The organism is Aeromonas sp. CA23 (assembly GCF_002587065.1).
In the GTDB taxonomy this organism is placed as follows: domain Bacteria; phylum Pseudomonadota; class Gammaproteobacteria; order Enterobacterales; family Aeromonadaceae; genus Aeromonas; species Aeromonas bestiarum.
In genome coordinates this window covers 3,077,610-3,097,582 of sequence record NZ_CP023818.1, presented here as the reverse complement: position 1 = coordinate 3,097,582, position 19,973 = coordinate 3,077,610, and the positions used below count along the sequence as shown (strand labels likewise).

Genomic DNA, 19,973 nt, shown 5'->3' with positions numbered 1-19,973 from the left:
GGTTACCTCCAGGGGCCGTTTAGATCGAAGCCAATCAATGATCTGGAGTCAATGCTATGAATGTTTGGCTGATAAAGTCCGCGAATAAAGCGGATCTTCTTGCCTGGCAACGCCGGTAAATCAGCAAAGTTTTTTCGATGCCAGGCGGTGATATCCCCTAAAGGGCAGATCAGTCCAGGCATGTAACCTCGCAGATGGCTGCCGTTCTCCACCACCATGATGGGATCGGTGGATAGGTAAAAGCCATTATCTGTGCCATTTGGCACAGATAACCCCGCACCAAAGCGACTACCTATCCCTTTTGTCCACCAGGAGGTCGAACCGAATAACTGATGATAAGCGCGAGCCATAACCCGCTGCGAAGAGTTGTCAAAAGAGGTTAAGGGTGTACCGCAGTTATTTACTCCTCCTGGATTCTCTCTGACACCCCAAGCGACGCTATTATCACCCGCATTGGTCGTCGAGTAGTGGCACAGCACCGCATGATAGCGATCACCGGGTCTGATTGACCTGATATAACCCATACAAAACACAGCCTGATAGCTGACTGCGGTGAGCGATGGCAGCCAGTAGAGCAACTGATCATCGCCTATCAGATCCCAGATTTTATCGCTATAGCGCTGGGTTGCTGGCCAGCGGTGTTCAAAGATAGTGGTAAAAGTGTTGATATCTACCACATCCTCAACCAGCGACACCTTGGCAAGATAGGAACCGTACCCCCACGTATTAGAGCCTGTCCAGCCGCTAAAGGCAGTGTTATCAAAGCGCCAAGATACATTGCCCGACTCGCTGACGTTGGCCGGCCGGTAGATGGCCACCTTGCCGTCACCGCTCTCATGGGTCAGCGTCCAGCCCAGCGGCGCCACCTTCATGGTCATGGCCGCGCCAGAGCCCGCCGCCCCCGGGTTGCCGCCTGCCAGCTCGAACCAGACCTGAGTGGCCGTGACCTGCATCACTCGATGCTCACCGTTATAGGCGGCGGGGCTCACCCCATCTACCTGCACCACGGAATCTTGCAGATAGGCATGGCCACCGGTAAAGGTCGCCACCGCCCAGCCCTTAGCTGTATCCCAAGCCAGGGCATTGATGGCCAGCGTACCGAAACCGGTAACCAGAATTGATTTGAGCAGGGAAGTCAGCGCGCCATCGGTAGTATCGCCAAGGTTGCCTGCACCCTGCATGTTGCTCGAATACCACTTTACCGGATAAGTCATATTGTCCATCTCCATCAGTGGGGCACCATGCCCCACGGCAAAATAATGGGTGGGGCAGACTGCCCCACCGGTTAGCGGTTGACGTTGCCGCGCAGTTGCAGCTCAAACTTGTCGCTCTGGTTGGCCGCCACCGACTGCAACACGGTGCGGATCGCCCAGATCGGGAAATTGGCCGATTGGGTGTTGAACCGCAGCACGTTGCCGGCCGCCCAGCCGGTGCCCCAGCCCCGCTTGTCCAGCCGAAAATAGGGCTGGCCGTTGTTGGGGTTGGCAGGGGCAAAGTCGGTGTTCACATCCCCCAGCGCGATCTGGCCCACATGCTCCCCGACCAGCACAAAGGAGGTGCTGGACTGGAAGATGATCGCCCAACGCTCCTCTATGGTGGCCCGGTTCGTCACCACCAACGGAAAGTCGGTGTCGTTGTACTGGGCCGTTGACTGGTCGCCGTCTACGTAGTCCTGCCACTTGTTGGTCCACGTCCTCTGGTCGAACAGGCTGGTGTAGCGCACCCACAGATCCCCCATGATCAACGCGCTCGACACATAGGTGTCGGTGGCGGCGTAGGTATGGGACAGCGGACGGGCCAAGGTTAGCCTGCCGGATATCTCCACATCGGTGACCAGGCTCATGTCCTCAATGCGGTGCACCACGGCCAGCGGCTCAACGTAGCCGGTCAGGTTCAGCGGACTGGCCAAGGTAACCACCCCGCTGTCCAGGTTGACGCTGTAGAGCGCCGGTGCCAGTTGCTTGCCGTCCTTGTCCTCTACATGGGCGTAAGCCAATCGGGTGCGGTTGGTGTTGAGCTGCTGCCCTGCCGTCACCCCCAACGGGAAGGCGCTGCGCTGGGTGCTGTGCACCACCACGATATTGCCCTTGCGGATGAAGGGCACCCGGCCATCAGACGGCAGACGCACCGGATCCAGCCCTATGATGTCGGCATCCAGCGGCAGATAGCTGAACACCACGCAGTTGAACCGGATGGTGTCAGCCACCACGCTGAACGGCTTCCAGATCTTGCCATCCTCCCCCACGGCCTCGGCGTCATACCAGGGCTGGCTCTCGTTGCCGGCTGCCGTGACCTTGCGGCCAAAGCGCACCTGCACGATGCCGGTCTGGTAGCTCACCCGGCCGTCCATATCGGCGGTGGTGAAATAGCCGTCCCCGTCTGCCGTGGCCTCGATACGGCGTCCGCTGGCGGTGTTGGCGCTGATGTAGAGGCTACCCGGGGCCAGCGGGGCGCCCGGGGTACGGAAGGTCACCGCATCCACCGACTGGGCGCTGAACGAGGTGGCCAGCGATTGCAGCGCAGGCTGGGCCGCTTGCCCTGCCGCCCAGTCGGCCAGCACCGCCAACCCGTTGGAGTAGTCGATGGTGCCCGCCTGGATGCCGGCGCCCGTCTCGGGATCCGGGTTGCGGTAGAGCAGCCCCTGCCGGTCAACGTAGGTAGACCCGCCCAAGGTGAAGCGCATCGATCCCTCCAGGATCGCCTCGGCAAAGCCGGGGGTCACGTCGATACGCAGCGCCTGCGCCGTCAGGGTGGCATTCTGGGCCTGCGCGCTATTGTTATTGCGGTAGGTCACCTCCACCCAGCCCTGCTCGCCATCCGGGAAGGTATAGGCCGTGGTGTGGTACTGGATCCCGGTCATGGTCCAGCGCTGCACCGCGATCTGGTTGCTGCCCTCCCAGCGGGTGCCCACGGTCACCCAGGCATAGGTCGGCTTGGGCAAGGGCGCACTGCCGTCCGGCATGAAATGCAGGGTGCCGGCCGTGTAGTCGATGGCCCCCAGTACCACGCCGCTGGCATCGAGCAGCTTGCCGAGCCCGTCATCGCGCAGGGTGATGATGGGATCGCGGGTGGCGATCACCAGCTCCTGATCATCCACGTCAAACTTGTGATACAGGGCGTTGAACTTGACCCGTACCGATCCCGGGGTCAGGTTGTGCGCCCCACCGCCCGAACCATCCAGGGTGATAGAGAGGTGCCCCACCTGCCCCGGGGTGCTCAGGCGCCCCGGTTCAACGTGGCGCTCGGTCACCGGCTCACCATACTGGTACTGGGCCGCATACTCCTGGCCAAGCGCTGGCAGGGTGATGTGCTCCAGATCGATGATGCCCTCGGCATAGTTGATGGTGCCGGTGATATCGCCACGGATCTTGCCATCCCCCACCGAGTCGTTGGCGGTCTTGCCTGCGCCCCAGGTCAGCACCAGGCTCTTGGGGGTGACCCCGGTGTGGGGCAGCTGCCATGCGCTCTTGCTGATGCTGATCGCCTGCCCGCTGCGGTTGGTGTAGTTCACCGGGGTGGCCCAGCTGAACATGATGGAGGTGTCCACATCCGGCAGCGCCCCCAAGGTCAGCATGAGCGAGCCGGTGGCCAGGTTGAGGGTGCCGGATCCGTAAGAGAGATCCGCACCGCGCAGCTCACCCCGGCCGTTGTCCTTCAAGTCATACCATTTGCCTTGTGCCATAAAGCTGATGGTGGTGGTGCCCGGCGCCGGGGTCGGCTGCAGGGTGATGGTGTAGGCATAGCCCCGGTTGTTGGCCTTAACCTCGATCCGCGCAGTGTCGGCGATGCGAGCCGGGCGGGAGGCTGGCCAGAAGCTCACTGTTTTGCTGGCCGCGCCGTAGTTCGGGCACTGGGCATTGAACTCACAATGACCACGGCCATAGTCGATGGACCCCACTACGGATCCCGCCACAACCAGCTCACCGCCCTTGTCGGTGATGGTGGCCGCGCCAATGCTGATGCTAAGCGTGCCAGGCTTGGCGCCGCTGCCGAGGAACAGGCCCCGGCTCGGGGCTATGCTGGCGGCAGTGGTGAAGCTCACCAGCCCTTTACCAGAATCCACCAGGCTGGCCAGCTCGCCGGCTGCCGTCAGATCCACGGCGGGGGTCTCGCTGCGGGCGGCCGGCACCAGCTGGGTGAAAATGGTCTTGGCCTTCACCTGCATGGCACCGAACGCCGCATCTTCCGCCATCTTGGTGCTGGCGTAGTAGTTGGCCGCATCGGCTACTACCGTCTCACGCAGCGCCGTCTTGGCATTGGTCACCACGTCATAGGGGGTCGGCTGCTCACCCTCGAAGGTGTAGCGCAGCGGATCAGCCAGTACGCAGGTGACGATGTTGCGGGTGAACTCGGGTACACCAGGGATCTGGAACTTGGCCAGCGCCTGGTTGACCTCAAGCACGCGCACATACTGCTCGAACTCGCCCGCCTTGCCCTCATTGCCGACCAGCACCAGGGTCTCGCCAATCTCTGGCAGGCGTACCTCGACCCGCTGGAAGAAGCGGATCGCCCGCTGTCCTTCCAACTGGGTGTCGTAGAGAAAGCCCCGCCACTTGGGCCCACGCGCCAGATAGCGCTCCAGCACGTCGCGAGCGGTAGCCCGGGTGTCGTGGTGGTCTTTGGTGCTCATCAGGCATAGGCCCACGTTGGGATCGCTCGGTGGCAGCAGCACGGTGGCGTTGGCACCAAAGTAGGTATCCACGTTGTCGGTCTGGGTGGCCAGGAATACCTTGCGCAGGTTGACCACCCCATAGGTGCGGTCCAGATCTGACACGTCAGGGAAAATCGAATTGTGCTCGCCGCTGACTACCTCCTTGCCAGTGATACGGCCACCGCCATCCGGGGTGTCCGTCATCCGCTGGCTGGTCATCAGCTTGATATCGCCAGAAAGAATGGTCATGGGCTTACCTCGGTGAAATTCAGGGTCAGGGCATAGGGCTCACCCGCCTCGGGGTCAGCCATCTCGATCAAGGCCGTTACCACCACGCCGGGGCGGCGCCAGATGACGGTGCGGGCCACCCCGTCCAGCAGGGTCAGGGTCAGCAACTGACCTGGTATCGCTTCCAACGCCTTGAGGCGCTGCACGGTGGCGCGGGCGCAATGGCCCACCAGCGTGATGGGGCGGCCTTCCGGCCTTGGAGTCTCCTCCACCAGGAGCGCGCCGGAGAGGGTCGGCGTTACCACCTGTTCGACGGGCGACCAGTCGAACTCGTCGCGCCAGACCAGATCATCGGGCAGCAGCTCGCTGTTTAAGGTCACGTTCATGAGCGCAATCCCTGCTGTTTAAGGAGACTGATAAAAGCGTTGGCATTGGCCTCGTCGGCCTGCACCTCGGCTCTGGCGCCGCTTGGCCCACGCAGTTCGATGATGTGCCGCTGGGGTTGGCCCTGATTGAACGGGGCTTCGGAGGGGGTTGGCGAGCCGGGATCTGCCTGGCCTGCTGCCAATGTACTGGCGGTTTGAGCCTGCTCTGACTCCTTGGCCTGGGCCTTGCTGAGCTCGGCCTTGAGCTGGGCCCGCATGGCCTCCATCTCTTTTTGGAACTTCTCGCCGTAATACTTGCTCCACTCGCTATAGGCCGGAATATCTTTGACCTTCTGGCTGTAGCGGGCCAGCTCCTCTTCCACGCCTGCAAGCGTGTTAGCCAGGCCATCGGCATTGCCGCGCAGGCTGTTGATATCCACGCTCTTGTAATAGAAAGATCCGGCATTGACGGTGCGGGTGTTGCCGTTGCCACCTCCACCGCCAGAGAGGCTGGTGTTGGTCTGCTCGGCCTCGTCCTGCACGCCCTTGAGCCCTGCCCGCATGGCATCGGTCGCCCCCTTAGCCCGCACGGCAGCCTCGTCAAAGCCATCGCCGATGGCCGCCACCGCCTGCTTGGCCTCCCCGCTGCCCCCTTTCACCTTGCTCATGGCGTCGGCAGCGATGGCCATGGAGCGGGCCAGCGCCTCGCCGGTGATCTTGCCCTGGGCGGCCAGCTGCTGCTGGCGCTCGATCACCGCATCGAGCTCGGCGGTGGTCTTGGCGCTGTTGTAGGCGGCAGCCAACGCCTCCTCGATGGCGGCACTACTGGCACCCGTGTGCGCCACCAATACATCCAGGGCGCCGATGGTCTTCTGGAAGCCCGCACCGATACGGCCATTGGCCCGTTCAAAGTCCAGCCCCAACGCCTCAAACGCCTTGGCCAACTTGGCCGGGCCATCGGCGGCGGTTTGCTTGGCCACCGCATTGATCTCGGCCAGATAATCACGGGTACTCTTTGCCTCATCACCCAGCGCTTTAACGGCTGCGGCGCCTTGTCGCCAGCTTCCAGTGGCCTCGTCGTAATGCACCTTGCCCTCGGCCACCAGACGATCGAGGTCCGCCATGCTGGTGATGACAAAACCCAGCTCGCCTGACAGGGCGGCAAACTGACCATTGAGGCGGGCCTGAGTCTCGGAGCGCAGCGCTTGCGCCTCCCGGAGTGCCAGCTCAGCCTGCACCAGTTGGCGCAGGGCAGCGGCGAACTGGGTGATCTGGATGATGGACTCGACCGCCACGGCGGCCAGCAGCCCCTTGACGGCAGCGCCCAGCACCCTGACCCCTATCGCCGCACCAGCTGCAGCCGTGCCCGCAGTCGTCATGCCGCCTGCTGCTGTCGCGGTCGCCATGGGCATGGCAATAAACTGGGCATAGAGGCTGCGCAGATCACCAATCCAGCCCGCGATTTTCAGGCCGACCCACGCCTGGGCCAGCACGGTCAGCGCGGTGCGCCACTCATAGAGGGTCTGGATCAGTGCCTTGAGGGTTTCCCCCATGGTGATAAAGCCATCGGAGAGGCGCTTGGCCCACTCCTGCAGGTGGCCATCCCTGGCCATCGCCTCAAATTCGGCATTAAGGTTCGCCAGCTGGTTTTTGAGCCAGGCCAGCGCCCCGTTCTCGGCCACCATGCGGTAAAACTTGGCGAGGTTGTCCTGGGCATTGGAGATAAGCCCGGAGAGCAGACTCATGTTGTCGGCAGCGGCACCGCGCGATTGGCTGGCAATCTCGTTCATCAGGGCAGAGATGGTCTCACGGCCCAGCTTGCCCGCCTCTGAGAGCTTCTGCAGTTCGGCAGTATTCTTGCCCGTCACCTGCTCCAGCATCTGCCAGACCGGCACGCCCCGCTCAATCAGCTGCAGGATCTCCTCACCCTGCAGCTTCTGCTTGGCCCAGGCTTGGCCAAGGGCCAGAGAGATGCCCTGCACCTCTTCAAAACCGCCGCCCAACTTGAACGCCTGATCGACAATGCCCTGCATGGCCCCCGCCATGGGGTCGATGCCGAACGCCTTGAGCCGCACGAATACCTGGGTGACTTCACTGAGCTGCAGGGGGGTGTTCTTGGCAAAGTCCTGGATCCAGGCTGACGCCTCTTTGCCACCGGCAATCGATCCCATCACAGCCTTGAGCTGCACATCGAGGCGCTCGGCCTGGTCGCCAGTCTGGAACATGGCCATCAGTTGGGTGGTGAGGGTCTGGATACCGAACCAGGTACCTGCCAGCGCCACCAGGCGCCCAGTCAGGCTGCCAATGGCCCCCTGCAAGCCACCGGCCTGCTGACTGCCCTGGCTAAACTCGCGTCCCAGTCGCTCGGTCTGGGCGACACTCTTGGTCAGCTCACGCTGCAGGCGCTGCTGTTCCTGGGCAAGATTCTTGGTGTCGAGCCCGGACTGCTTGAGCCCTGCGTGCAGGCGGGTATGACTGGCGGATTGAGCGACCAGCTGGCGCTCCAACTGCTTGACCTCGGAGGCCAACAAGCGCTCTTGTTCGGCCAGCGCCTTGGCATCGCCACTGCCTGCTTGTTGCTCACGGCGCAACTGTTCCAGCTTGTCACGGCTGAGCACTGTCGCCAGTTCGAGCTGGGTCAGGGCTGCTTTGGAGTCATTGAACTGCTGGATTAGCGCCTGCTGGCGGCTTAACGATTCGAGGCTCTCGGCCAATTGCACCGTTTCGGCGGCCGTCTCGTCCGAGATCGGGCCCAGCTCCTGCACCTCACTCGCCAAGGCGGCCAGGTCTTCCCGACCGGTGACCTTGGCCGCCAACTCCAGGGCAAGTTTGAGGGTGGTAGAGGTGGACATGAGGCATTCCTGAACTAGTAGGATGGCTCATATGGTAAAAGGATGGTTTAATAGGGTGGATTTATTATAAATTACAGACTGCGTTTACATATAAGTAACACATGTTTACAACAAAACTTACTTTATGTTGAGCGCAGATAAAGATAACAGTCATAGCAAACATAAATGAAAGAGACCGTTATTACGTTTTATTTATTTTACAAATACTATCACGCACATTAATGGTGTATATTTTTAGATGTAGCATAATAGGTGAATAGTTGATATACGAACATTGGGAAGACCTACCAACACTTCCGGCATCCTCTCATGACGCTAAGTTTATTGACATCTTAAAACGCCATGGTTTTTCTCAGTTACGTCTAGTGGTACCACTGAAAGGTAGATATACCAAAGGACGGCGCTGGACAGAAGATGAACTCGATTCTGCAATAAATGCTTGGCATAAACAAAAAAGCATTACGTTCGTAGCGGCTTGCCTCAATAGAAACCCACAGGACATGATCTATAAGTTATTGGATCATTGCAAATCTAAAGGCATTATTTTTACACAGAAATATAGATCCGAAGGTTCTGCATTTTGGAATGATAATGTAAAGGATTGCGCCGAAGAACTCTTTGAGCAAGGCCTTCCTGCGTGGAAAATTGCAGCTCTTTTTAGAGTTGATTTTGAGCATGTTGAAAAAGAGCTTTTTGTAAAACGCTCTCAGTATGGCCATAACAAAAAGAATCCATTTGGTATAAACACTGATCACAAACAACTTGTAAATAGGAAGATACTACAATCATCAAACTTTTTGCCATTAAGGGCTTTTGAGCCATTTGCTGGTGAAGGTAGATTCACAAAAACCCTTATAAAATGCGAAAGCATAAAAGATATAATCTGTATTGAACAAGATCCAATTACTTTAGACGCACTTAGAAACACAACAAAAGATAGCAATAAAGTTAGCATTTATCATGATGACAATCTAAATATTATGGGAAGCAACTCCCTTGGTATCTTTGATCTCATAGACTTAGACCCTTTTGTAACCTGCCATGAACAGTTGCAACTTGTATGGCAGCATTTGAATGAAAATGCTCTACTCTTTATTACTTTTGGTGGCGAATATAGACGTAGTTTTATTAAAACAAATCGTCAATCGATAGCCAATAGATATGGTTTTTTGGATTTGGATAGTGATAACAAAGAATATTTGGAGATAGTTCCTTTCTTTTTCTTGGGTCACGTAGCAAAAGTCGCATCTGATAATGGTTTTATATTTGAAGTGATTCGCGCTGTTCGGTATGCAAATAACTGTAGGTTTTGGTTAACTTCTAGGAAAACATCAAAAGATAAAGCTTCTCAATGGTTTTCAAAAAACACAACATTTGACCGATCTGGCCATTTTTTTTCCAACCTAGAACTCCCGCGATTCAGAGAAGTTAGAGCTGAAATCGATAAAGAAAAAAAACTTGGAGAAATCAATGAGTAACGAAACCCTCTATCAGCATGCATCAGCTCAGATGAGACTCATTATTAATAAAATGATTACTCTATCTGAAGAGGCTCTGAACTTTAATTCACCGACTGAAGAACATTGGTCTGATATAGATAACTCCACAATTTTACTTTGTGGAAAAGGTTATACCATTAATGAAATCCCTGATAATTTACAATCCCGGAAAAATGCTTGGTTGGCAAGAAGCGCTCTTTCATTTGGAATAGAGAGAGCAGCAACTGGGCTTTTATATAAAAACATACAACCATTTATTGACTCTTTAGTTTCAAATGCGTTTTCACAAACAGATAACTTTACAAAAGTTTCAGAGGAATGGATTTATGAAAACCCTCACTTTCTTCCTGTTTTGATGCACGCTATTGGCGCATTTAGCAAAAGAGATTTACAAAAAGAAATTGGTACGGGCACGGCAAGCGACACTGGTATTTCCAAACCGGTTAGTAAAAAACTGGCACATCTAATCGCGCGAGTTGACAAACAATCCATACCTAATCAAATACAAATAAAAGAAAGAATCAAAGCAACAACAGAAGGTATTGTTCGTGATTTAGTCGGTAGGTTGTTGTTAGAGGAGTTTGTTGCTGAGGCTTTGAAAAAGGAGAATGTGCCTTTTTTGCGAGAAGATGAATACGATGGCATAAGTGGTGTGGTATATGATTTTAGAGCTGACTTTGTAGTACCTAACCCCGCATCACCAAAAGCCTTTATTGAAGTAAGAAAAAGCAGTGCAGGCCATGCAAGTTTATATGCAAAAGACAAAATGTTTTCAGCAATAAACTGGAAAGGAAAGCATAAAGAATGCCTCGGTATCATGATCGTAGAAGGCCCATGGACTCAGACGACACTGGAGGTGATGAGCAAGGTTTTTGATTATGTTATTCCTGTTGAAAGATCTTATGAAGCAGCACAAAAAATTAAAGCTTATATAGATGGTGATACAAGTGTTATGCGTTGGTTAATTCAATTCAAGATTGATAGAACCACTTCATAAGCATTTTTACAAATACAAAAACGGCGGGTCTCCCCGCCGTTCTGCAATCAAACGTCACACCGTCACCGGCCGATCCACATAGAAGGGGGCTGTCTCGCCATCCACGGCCAGCAACTCTCCCTCCAGCTCAATCTCGATGGGCTTGTCGCTCATAAAGTCCACCGCCTTCTTGGGGGATAAACTTGCACGGGGCACCGTCAGTTTGATGGCCTCGCCGCTAACGATACTGCGGCCATCGAGCAACAGCCGCGCCTTGATCTCCGGCTGGATGTTGCCCGCGATGCGGGTACCGGTCACCGCATTATAGGTACCGCTGACCGTCAGGCTGCCGCCATCGGCTACCGAGCTACCTTTCACCGCCCGCACCAGCCCGAGCGCATAGTTGACCTCGATATCGGTACCCATCACCAGCGCCGTGGCCCCTTCATTGATGGCCAGGCCAGTCGAAGCAATATTGCTCTTGCCCAGCTGGGCCCACTTCGGCCAAGCGGGCAGAACGACCTGCAGATCAGTCAGCGTTCCGGCCCCCTGATTAATGGGGCTCTCCAGACCCATAAAGGCGGCGGCCAGCAGCACGGGCGGGATCTCGCTGGTCTTGATAGTCACAGTGGCGGGCTTGGGTACGAAGTAGGTCTCCCGCGCCTGACCCAGCTTGCCCTTGCGCTTGCTCGGAATGCTGATCTTCTCGCTGTCCGGTTTGACCTCCAGGCTGTTGACGTCCACCGGGCCTATCACCCCGTTCGACACGTTGTTGGTGAAGGTCTCGATATAGAGATCCCCTTCCAGGTGCAATGTTTCGCTCATCAGCGTTCTCCCTTGAACTTCACTGTCGTCTTGAAAGCAAGGGGCAGATACGCCACCCCGCCCTTGTAACTCGGCCGAACCGGTGCGGTTTCACGCCGAAAGGTACTGTCTCCGCAGGCCCGCCCGGCAACGGCCTGCAACATGCGCCCGAGCCACACCCCGGCGCTGGCCTCCTTGGGAGTGGCACGGTGCACCAACACCAGCAGCCAAACCTGATCGAACGCGCTTTGCCGCCCGGACTGGGTGGTGTCGTTCTCCCGCTCGCCCTGGTAAATCACATGAATGGCCGGGGTGTGCTGACCCAGGTTGGCCACCGCATCCAGGTCGGTGGCCACAAACACCTCCTTGAGCCCTTTCGCCTTCAATGGCAACAGCAGTTCGCGCAGCCGCTCACCGGCCGCCAGGTAGTCGAGCTCGGGAGATGGAGTGCTGGCCTGAGTGCTCATAGAAAGCCCCCACTGCTTCGGCCAAAGACCCGGCCATCAGACTGCAACTGGGCCAGGTTCTGGCTCTCCACCTGCTCGCCATCGGCCGTCAGTCCAAGCGCCAGTTCCCCCTTGCCCACCAACTTGAGGAAGGCCAGGGCGGCCTCATTACGCTTGGCAATCTGCTCCGGCGCCTGCTCGCCATAGAGGCGGTGACGGGCAATATCGGCGCAAATGGGGACAAGGGCACTCGGAATATGGGCCAGCGGCAAGGGGTAGCGCCCCGCCAGGTAGCCATCGATCAAGGCACTGGCATCTTGCAGGGCGATGGTGATGGCGGGCTGATCCAGCTCGCCGGCCGGTGTCATGGCGAGGCGCAGCAGCTCCGCCTCGCCAAACCGGATCACCATGTCATTGACGCTGGCGTAGCTCATTTGCCCTTACCCTTGCTACTGGCGGGCTTGGCGGCAGTCACCTGGCTTTCGGGCTCTGTGCTCAGGCCACCCACTGCTGCGTCCAGATCCCCGCTCGTCTGCGGTGGGTCAGCTGGCGAAAGCTCGGCATCCTCAGCCAGCCGCACGACCACCAGACGCGGATCGGCCTCCAGGGTCTCGCACTGCAGAGGCGACACAGCCATCTCAGACTTGCCTGGATCAATCGGCAGGCCCGCTCGGAAATAGACCTGACGAAGCGTTGAGGTGATGCCAACTCGAATAGCCTGTTCCATCTCGTGTTCCATCTCATGTTTCCCTCTTTCATATCTGGTCGAGGCCTGTTTAAACGGGGGGTTAAACGCCAATCCTGTGGCCGTTTAACCCCGTTCTTAAACAGCGCGTAACGGTGGGATTTACAGGTAGTCCGCCACTACCAGCTTCAACTTGCCCTTGAGTTCGTTGCTGCTGCTATCAGACAGCTCCCGCTCCAGCATCTTGGTCGCCAACTTCTCCAGCGATGGCGGTACCACCAGCAGGGTCGGCTTCACACCGAGCTTGCGGCCGCCATCCGCCTGGAATTCCCGCATCCTGGAGAAGGCGTCCCACAGGTTGTCGGGGGTGAGTGCCCGTTTGTTGGCGAACGCCAGCTGCCAGAAACCAAAGCCGGCAGCATCGCGGCAGTCCACCCCGTAGCGAAACTCCTTGCGGGTGAACACCGCCTCATCGTCGATCTTGGTCATGGCGATGAGCTGCGGCGCCTTGCGCTCCTGGAAGATGATGGGCTTGAGGGCGCGGCTGGTATCTAGCAGGAACCAGGGCTCACCGGCATAGGCACCATCCACCACCAGGTTGGCACTCAGTACCGGAGTCCCTGTGCCATCGGCCTTGGGATAGACAGGGTGATCGGTGTCGAAGAAATACTGAGCGTCGTAGCAGGGCGTGGTGAAGCCAGCCCCGAGCAGGCCGAAGCAGAGCTCGTCGGGATGTACCCCGGCCGAGCGCCCCATCTCGGCAAACAGCGGGGCATAGATGCCCAGCTCGTCGTCCTCGATATCGTTGCGATCGACCCCCACTGTGGCCTCGAAGTCTTCGTTGACGATCTGGTAACCGTGCGCCTTCATCGACTCGATCACCCGATCCCCGACCCACTTGCGCAGGCTGGGAAACTTGCCGAGCCAGCCATAGGTATTGGATTTGGTGGTCGATTTGATCACAGTCGCGATCTCTGTGTACTGAGTCGGTGCCTCCCCCTTGGCGTCTTCAAAGTTCTTCTTGAAGCCGGTGAACAGGGCCTGTAGCAGCGCGGGTGTAATGATGGCCATAGCGGTGTTCCTTCTCTGGATAAACGGGGTGGCGAGTCGTGCGCTTAAGCCTGCTTGGCCTTGGCGAACGCCCCATGGGTGATACCGAGCTGGTGCTGGGGGGGCGTACCTGTCCCTATTCAACACCTGGCATCTAGCCTGGTCAGCCGAGTTTTGCCTTGGCGAACGCATCGTGATCGATACCAAGCTGATCGGCGGCGTACTTGTCCTCGGCCGAGAGCACGGCATCACCCTTCTTCTCGGGCAGGGTGACGGCGGTGGTCTGACTGGCGGCCAAGGCCGCGATGGCCGGACGCGGATCCAGCAGCGCCTTGAGGGCAGCCACCCCTTTCTGTGCGGCGTAGGCGGTCAGGTACTCCTCTTCGGCGGCCACCACCTTGCCCTGGCTGCGGGCCTCCTTGATCAGGGTCGCGGCATCAGTGGTATCCACCTGGGCAGTCAGGGCCGCCACCTGGGTAACCAGGGCGTTATAGGTCGCCACTGGCACGTATTGGGCCAGATCAATCTGGCCGCCCTGCTGCAGCGGCTGGGCCTTGAGAGCGGCCAGCGATGCCTTTTCTGCTGAGAGAGCCGCCTCCAGCTCCGGCGCCTTCTTGGCACTGGCCTGCAGGGTATCGAGGGCCGCCAGCGCGGCTGTGCCCTGCTCGGCGGTCAGCTGACCATCGGCCCCCGGCTGGATGCCGAGTTTGCCGAGCAGCGCGATCAAGTGCTCGTTCATGGATTTCTCCTTTTGTACAACATGGGATGGGGTGGCCAGCTGGCCGGGTTGGGTAGACATAAGGCTTGAAGCGGGTAGCGCACTCAGGGCCGCCAGTGCCTGCATCCCCACCACTCCCGGATCATTGGTGATGGCGGTCATGCGCAGCTCCAGCGGGCGACCCAAGGCGTCATAGGGGAAAACGGCAGACAGGAAACGGTACTCTTTGGCGGCCACCAAGGCGGCTGCGCGATCGGTCCAGCGCGGCTTGATAAAGAGCCCCGCCCCTTCGCGCCACTCAATTTCATCGGCGTTGTACCAGCCAGCCGCCGGGGCTGGCTGGCCGTTCTGGTCGGTCTTGAGGGTCTGGTGGTCGTAGTCGATGAGGATGTCTTGCCCTATCTCTCTCACACGATTGATGAGGGTGGTGGCAATGGATTTGTCGAGTTGCCAGTGGCCACCAGGTACATCAAAGGGGCGGCCATCGCGGGCCTTGAAAGGGCCCAGAGGCAGGAGCTGCTGCCAGCCATCACCACCACTGTTCAGCGCGGCATCAAGCACGGCCAACCCCAACGTGTTTGGTCTCGCATTCAAGATGGCCACGGCAATGGCAGATTTGCGCATCCTCTCACTCCAACGGTTCACAGCAGAAAATCACTGCGATCATTCTCAGGGAGCACAAGGAGGGAGGGAGTTTATGGTGGGTTACTGGGTTTATTGCCGGACCGGAAACGATGCCAGTCACACGACGAACTGTGCCCCTGAAGACACGTCAGGGCACGTCTGATGGTGAGAATAATCCACACACTCGGCGACAAGAAACGCGTTTCACAGCAACGAGTCATGATGGAACAGGTTTAACTGTAATTATCTCTACGGGACAAGATCTCATGCTAAAGCATTACCAATTTGGGGATATTTATCAAAAAAATAAGATATATCGATCAATCGGTTAGCAAAAAAAGATTTTCTTTATAACCAAAGAATAGAATTAACATTCAAAATGACACATCTATCATCAACCATGTACATGTTGCCATTTGAGGATAATGGTATGAGAGAGAAGCTACAGATAGATTGGTCCGTCGACGACGTTATTCCGCTTGGATATGACTCTAGACGCTATGCCCGCTTTGTTCTTTCCGGCGGGGGTTATGTCGTCCTCTGCAATTTGGATAACATCTGGTTTGACGCATTGAGGCCCGCATTAAAAATGAACCTTCGCGACGTCAACATTCGCGGGATAGGACTCATGGGGAAGACACAGCTCAAGAATGGGGATAGGCTGATTATTCCATCACCGAAGGGCTATCTGATGCATGCCAAGGTAGTGAGATGTGCACCAGACCCTCTGTTCCCAAACCTCTATCGGAGCGGGCTGGTCTGGAGTAAACGCCCTCCCGTCAGAGTCTTTTTACAGTGGGAGCCTTTTGTGTTACCCCCTCAGCTTCCCGATTTTCATGAGCAAGTATCTATATTGGAAAGCTTATCCAATTGAATTTATGGTCTTTTTTAGAGCACTTATCAAAGACGATATGCATCTCGCTCTAGTCATCACCACCTGTAATGACAACTTAATCAAAAAAAGAATGATCCTTACCTAATTCATTTGAACCTCATCACTGGTCTCATCTGCACGTGGAGCGGAAGGAGAGATGTAGCTACGCGGTATCCTTTACCTTTATCAAGGAAACAGCCAGCAGAACTCCCAGAGTGCAACCATCGCGCTGCAGTCGCTTTAATCGCTGCAGCCTCTTAACGAAAGAAGGCCCCACAATGTGGGGCCTTCTCTATATATGCCGAGTTATGCCTGAACATGACCATCTGATGGCTCAGTTTAAATCATGGATGCCAAACACACGGTCTCCATCAAGGTGGCAATAGCGTTTAAGGCTGTTTAAACGTCCCTTGGCTGTTCTGCCAAGACAGTGACCATGTCACCGCACCAACCTGTACGCAGCAGTCGCACTCCGACGCTTATGGCGGGGTACCCCTCAAATACCCTTCCAGTGTTTCCAGCACGCTTTGCTGGTCCGCTTCCGACAACCCCAGATAGGGGCGCTCGGGCAGCTTGATCTCGGGACGGCCAAACTGGTGAGCGGCACCGTATTCCAGCGGGGTGCCGAAGTAGAGGGTCTGGGGCTCAGCCTGATAGGTGAGAGTATCGCGCAGGTCGTCGTTGAGGCGCAGCACCTCATCAGCATGGCGTGGCTTGCGGGCGCGGTACTTGTCCGAGAGCGGGATCCAGGGCTCCCCTTCCGGGGTTTCCTGAGCATCCCAGCGATCCCGATGGGACAGCTGCAACCCTTCACCGATATCGGCAAGGGGTTCGCTGAGATCACCGGTGCGTTGGTAGAGACGGGCCAACAGCTCGTGAGCATCGGCCACACCATGGTGGCTGATGGCAATAAAGCTACCTGCCATCAGATCTCATCCTCGAAAGTGGTCATATAGTGCAAGGCTTCGTCATCCGCATTAGCCATGGCTGCCTCCCAGAGATCCCCCATCAGGTCGGCTTCCGCATCACGGGCTTGCTCACATAGCGCATCCAGCGCCTTGGCTTGTGCCAAGGTAAAGGGGCCATCCTTTGCCAGCATGGCGCTGGCTTGTTCCAACAAGGTCATCCTCTCTCTCCTTTGCCACTGGCAGCCGTGGCCTGGGCCAACATGGCCTCCACCCGTTTGGCCAGCTCGGGGAAATGCGCCACCATGGCGTCCCTGGCCAATACCCAGGCGGCAAACGCCTCGGCGGCGGCCTCCATCCTGGTCTTGCTGGCATACTCGGTCAGCAAGCCAACTCCAGTCAAATCCGGTTCACCGGCCCAAAAGTGGACCTGATGCCCCAGTTCGTGCAACCAAGTCGATACCCGTTGTGCCGACTCACCTTGCCTGACTCCCACATTGGCCGAGACGCTCCAATGACGGCGCAGGGTCTCACCGCTGGTCCCTCTTGGCTGCCATTGCCGGGGACCGCTGTTGCCCTTGGCATCCGCCACCACCTCGGTGGCCGCCGCTTGCACCACCTTGATATCGACCACCTTTAAAGTATCGCCCCCCTTTACCTTGATAACCAGATGATCCCAGCTCTTGGCAGTAAAGCCATTGGTCATGCTGGCGCGGCGAGAATGATAGAAGGCACGGACTTTGTAAGCATCTTTGCCCAGATACTCGGCAATAGCCGGGGCAACCTTGAGCCCGGCTGCCCCCTTGCCCATCTCGGCCTGCTTGATAAACAGAGTCTTGATCGGGTGCGCCTTGAGGAAGGCCGACAAGGGCTCGCGCTGAGGGGCTGGCAACTGGGCCAGCAGGTCACTCAAGCCCTGTGCACTCACCCCCTTGGCACTGGAATAGGCACTCTCCACCAGGCGTTCTGGCAGCCGCTCGGCCAGCGCTGGCTTGGCTGCCTCCCGCTTGGCCACCGCCTTGGTCAGGGCAGCCGGGGTCTGGGGGCGATAATCAAAGCCGGGGTCTATGCCTTTAGGGATCTTGTGTAGCTCCCCGGTCGCCTTATCCACCCATTCATAATCACCATCGTCCGGCGCTTTGCCGACTTCAAGGCCGCGCCGCTTGAGGTCGGCTGCCGAGAGCAGGAATTTCTTGCACTTGCAGCCATAACCGTTGCTCGGGGAGTGGGTATCCCACCAGGGGTGATCCACCGGCAGCACCAGGTTATTCCACTTGAGGTGCAACTCCCTCGGGTGCTCGGAGTCCCCATGGCGATAAAGGGCATAGGGGCGCTGGTGTTTGATGCGCGCTATCTGATCTTCGCGCCCGGCGTTATAACTCTGGCGCAGGTTGGTCTCGAAGATAATGCGGGAACGCCAGGAGGCGGGGCCGGTATGATCCCAGCCGTGACGGGCCACTATCTCCTTGAATGCCTTCTGAAACGCGCCGATGGATTGGCCTTCACTGATCGCCTTGTCCACCGCCCCACGCAGATCAGCCAGCAAATCTGTCTTGGTCGCTCCCGCCACCATAAAGGCGCGGTTATGGGCATCGCACCACACATCAGCCCAGCGCTCGCTCGGCATGTCGAGCTTCTGGCGAAAGAAAGCGATCGCCTCGGCAAAGGGGAGCGAGCCATATCTGACTGGCGAAGAGCGAACCGGCATCAGCGGCCCTCCTCCACTTCCAACATGCCGAGCAGTTCACTGGCGGCGATGGCCTGGGCCAGCAGGGCACCCAGTTCGTCATGACTGAGTGCCGGCTCCAGTGCCAACAGGCCATCCCGGATCTCCTCCAGGGTGGTGGCCTGCATCACCAACCCCTGGACGGCATCTGTCATGCCCACCAGCAAGGGCGCCACCTCGGCCTGCAGCCGGGCCAGTTGGGCGTCGTTGTTATCCCCTCGCGGCTGAGCCTTGCTGGCCACAAGCGCAGCCAGCCCAGGGGTGACAGCCTGAGAGGCGAGCTGCGCCTTGAGCGCGGCTTCCCCCGGCGCGGCTTGATTATCGACGATAACCAGCACCTCCTCTCCGTCTTTGGGTACTGGGATCTGCAGCTTGTCGCGCACCCACTGTGCCGGGATCTGCATCCCCATCCCCACCAGGGCGCGCAGCGGATAGGCCAGATCGCGCATATCCTCCGGCTCGGTGACGTCGAACTCCAAGCGGGGGCAGCGGCGGGGCCCCTGATAGCTCTTGCCGTTCAAGGCATAGAGGGGATAGACCAGATCCCGGGTCAGGCTCGCGGCCAACTGGCGCAAGTCGGCATCGCGCACCTCTTGCCGCACCTCGTTATGAACGTTGCCGAGCGCATTGGTCGAGCTCTTGCCATCAGCCTGGGACGTCAGGGTGCCCCCCAACACGGCCTTGCTGATGGAGCGCTCGCACCACTCCATCATCACCACGAAGGAATCGGCCTGACCGCTGGCGGCGTTCTGGAACTCGATCTCCATCCCCCTAGGGAGGGATAATGCCCCCGGCGTTGTGGCCGATGGAGAGCACCGCCTGCAACAGGGTCGCTTTCTCCTTCTCGGTGGCCCCTTCCGGGTATTTGCCCAGACGCACTGGCAGGCCATAGATCTCCAGAAACTCGGCCAAGTCGCGCACGCTGTAGTTCTTGAACAGGAAGGGCCAGACCAGCGTGCGGATCAGGCCGGTGCGGGCCAGATAGCCCGATTTGGATTTGGCCTTGTGAACCAGCCAACCGAACGGATTAAGACCCGCCCCCTCCTTGCTGCCATCGCGCAGCCGCAACTGATTCCAGTCGTCCGGGTGGGTCTGGAACCAGGCGGGATCACGCCAGACGATGCCCTTGGGGAGCTGCAGCCCCTCCACCAGTTCCCAGCCGCTGAACTCCTGGGCACTGAACCCCTTGAGCACGGCGTCGGTGGCATCAAAGATGGCATCGTCGAACCAGGTGAAGTCTTCAATCAGCTCGCGGATCATCTCGCTGTCGCGCTTCTCGGCCGGGGTAGCGTTGCGGGGGGGCTCTATAGTCCAGCTCACCCCCAGCAGGGAGCGGCGGCGCTTGCCAAGCTCACTCTGCAGATGGGCGTCTTTCTCCTCCATGTCTTCGGCCAGTTCGCATTGGGCGATAAGGCTCCCCTCCTCCGCCTCTTTCAAAGCCGCCGCAGCCTTGCCCGGCGTCAGCCCTACGGTCGGGTGCTCGCTGTAGTGGCGGCGCAGCTGAGCCAACTTGGCATCGTTCTCACTTTGCGGCTCTTTCTGCAGGCGCAGCGGATTGCCGTGAATGTCT

General features: G+C 58.0%; 16 protein-coding genes and 1 pseudogene. 3 read left to right on the top strand and 14 right to left on the bottom strand.

Annotated features, from left to right (window positions below; genetic code table 11):
- Nucleotides 1-2: 2 nt before the first annotated feature.
- The 4 genes from CK910_RS14550 to CK910_RS14535 are packed head-to-tail and all read right to left on the bottom strand — an operon-like array spanning nt 3 to nt 8,096.
- Nucleotides 3-1,229 carry a hypothetical protein gene (locus tag CK910_RS14550; protein ID WP_253852704.1) on the bottom strand — a complete coding sequence of 409 codons (1,227 nt, stop codon included), beginning with the start codon at nt 1,227-1,229 and terminating at the stop codon, nt 3-5.
- Between the two features lie 56 nt (nt 1,230-1,285).
- The gene (locus CK910_RS14545) at nt 1,286-4,900 is read right to left on the bottom strand and encodes a curculin (mannose-binding) lectin protein (RefSeq protein WP_098983794.1); all 3,615 of its coding nucleotides are present in this window, start codon (nt 4,898-4,900) and stop codon (nt 1,286-1,288) included.
- The gene (locus tag CK910_RS14540; protein ID WP_098983793.1) at nt 4,897-5,265 is read right to left on the bottom strand and encodes a hypothetical protein; all 369 of its coding nucleotides are present in this window, start codon (nt 5,263-5,265) and stop codon (nt 4,897-4,899) included. The genes CK910_RS14545 and CK910_RS14540 overlap by 4 nt, the downstream gene beginning before the upstream one ends.
- Nucleotides 5,262-8,096: a tape measure protein gene (locus CK910_RS14535; RefSeq protein WP_098983792.1), complete on the bottom strand. Its 2,835-nt coding sequence runs from the start codon at nt 8,094-8,096 to the stop codon at nt 5,262-5,264. The genes CK910_RS14540 and CK910_RS14535 overlap by 4 nt, the downstream gene beginning before the upstream one ends.
- A gap of 260 nt (nt 8,097-8,356) precedes the next feature.
- On the opposite strand from CK910_RS14535, the gene CK910_RS23795 reads away from it, so the two are divergent.
- Both CK910_RS23795 and CK910_RS23790 read left to right on the top strand, forming a co-directional pair.
- The gene (locus CK910_RS23795) at nt 8,357-9,574 is read left to right on the top strand and encodes a hypothetical protein (protein ID WP_157774632.1); all 1,218 of its coding nucleotides are present in this window, start codon (nt 8,357-8,359) and stop codon (nt 9,572-9,574) included.
- Nucleotides 9,567-10,592 (top strand): hypothetical protein, encoded by a 1,026-nt coding sequence (locus CK910_RS23790; RefSeq protein WP_157774631.1) that lies wholly within the window; start codon nt 9,567-9,569, stop codon nt 10,590-10,592. The genes CK910_RS23795 and CK910_RS23790 overlap by 8 nt, the downstream gene beginning before the upstream one ends.
- Nucleotides 10,593-10,646: 54 nt before the next feature.
- Here CK910_RS23790 and CK910_RS14525 read toward each other — a convergent pair whose 3' ends face one another.
- The 6 genes from CK910_RS14525 to CK910_RS14500 form a co-directional block, all read right to left on the bottom strand.
- A complete protein-coding gene (locus tag CK910_RS14525; RefSeq protein ID WP_098983790.1) occupies nt 10,647-11,396 on the bottom strand; it encodes a hypothetical protein in 750 nt (249 codons plus the stop codon).
- Nucleotides 11,396-11,842, bottom strand: coding sequence for a phage tail terminator protein (locus CK910_RS14520; RefSeq protein WP_098983789.1), 447 nt, complete (start codon nt 11,840-11,842; stop codon nt 11,396-11,398). The genes CK910_RS14525 and CK910_RS14520 overlap by 1 nt, the downstream gene beginning before the upstream one ends.
- Nucleotides 11,839-12,255, bottom strand: a complete 417-nt coding sequence (locus CK910_RS14515) for a gp436 family protein (RefSeq protein WP_098983788.1) — start codon at nt 12,253-12,255, stop codon at nt 11,839-11,841. The genes CK910_RS14520 and CK910_RS14515 overlap by 4 nt, the downstream gene beginning before the upstream one ends.
- A complete protein-coding gene (locus CK910_RS14510; RefSeq protein ID WP_253852703.1) occupies nt 12,252-12,560 on the bottom strand; it encodes a hypothetical protein in 309 nt (102 codons plus the stop codon). The genes CK910_RS14515 and CK910_RS14510 overlap by 4 nt, the downstream gene beginning before the upstream one ends.
- Nucleotides 12,561-12,668: 108 nt before the next feature.
- The gene (locus CK910_RS14505) at nt 12,669-13,577 is read right to left on the bottom strand and encodes a Mu-like prophage major head subunit gpT family protein (RefSeq protein ID WP_098983787.1); all 909 of its coding nucleotides are present in this window, start codon (nt 13,575-13,577) and stop codon (nt 12,669-12,671) included.
- 142 nt (nt 13,578-13,719) lie between these two features.
- Nucleotides 13,720-14,898 carry a phage protease gene (locus CK910_RS14500; protein ID WP_098983786.1) on the bottom strand — a complete coding sequence of 393 codons (1,179 nt, stop codon included), beginning with the start codon at nt 14,896-14,898 and terminating at the stop codon, nt 13,720-13,722.
- Nucleotides 14,899-15,328: 430 nt separating this feature from the next.
- Here CK910_RS14500 and CK910_RS14495 point away from each other — a divergent pair, with 430 nt between their 5' ends.
- A complete protein-coding gene (locus CK910_RS14495; RefSeq protein WP_157774630.1) occupies nt 15,329-15,772 on the top strand; it encodes a hypothetical protein in 444 nt (147 codons plus the stop codon).
- A gap of 479 nt (nt 15,773-16,251) precedes the next feature.
- Here the strand turns inward: CK910_RS14495 and CK910_RS14490 are convergent, their stop codons facing one another.
- The 4 genes and pseudogenes from CK910_RS14490 to CK910_RS24680 form a co-directional block, all read right to left on the bottom strand.
- Complete coding sequence (locus tag CK910_RS14490; protein ID WP_098983784.1) at nt 16,252-16,698, bottom strand: phage virion morphogenesis protein; 447 nt, start codon at nt 16,696-16,698, stop codon at nt 16,252-16,254.
- The gene (locus CK910_RS14485) at nt 16,698-16,898 is read right to left on the bottom strand and encodes a hypothetical protein (RefSeq protein WP_098983783.1); all 201 of its coding nucleotides are present in this window, start codon (nt 16,896-16,898) and stop codon (nt 16,698-16,700) included. The genes CK910_RS14490 and CK910_RS14485 overlap by 1 nt, the downstream gene beginning before the upstream one ends.
- Entirely contained in the window at nt 16,895-18,385 is a 1,491-nt protein-coding gene (locus tag CK910_RS14480) for a phage head morphogenesis protein (RefSeq protein WP_098983782.1), read from the bottom strand. Before CK910_RS14480 ends, CK910_RS14485 begins: the two co-directional genes overlap by 4 nt.
- Nucleotides 18,385-19,786, bottom strand: a pseudogene (locus tag CK910_RS24680) (DUF935 domain-containing protein). Before CK910_RS24680 ends, CK910_RS14480 begins: the two are co-directional and overlap by 1 nt.
- Nucleotides 19,787-19,973 lie beyond the last annotated feature (187 nt).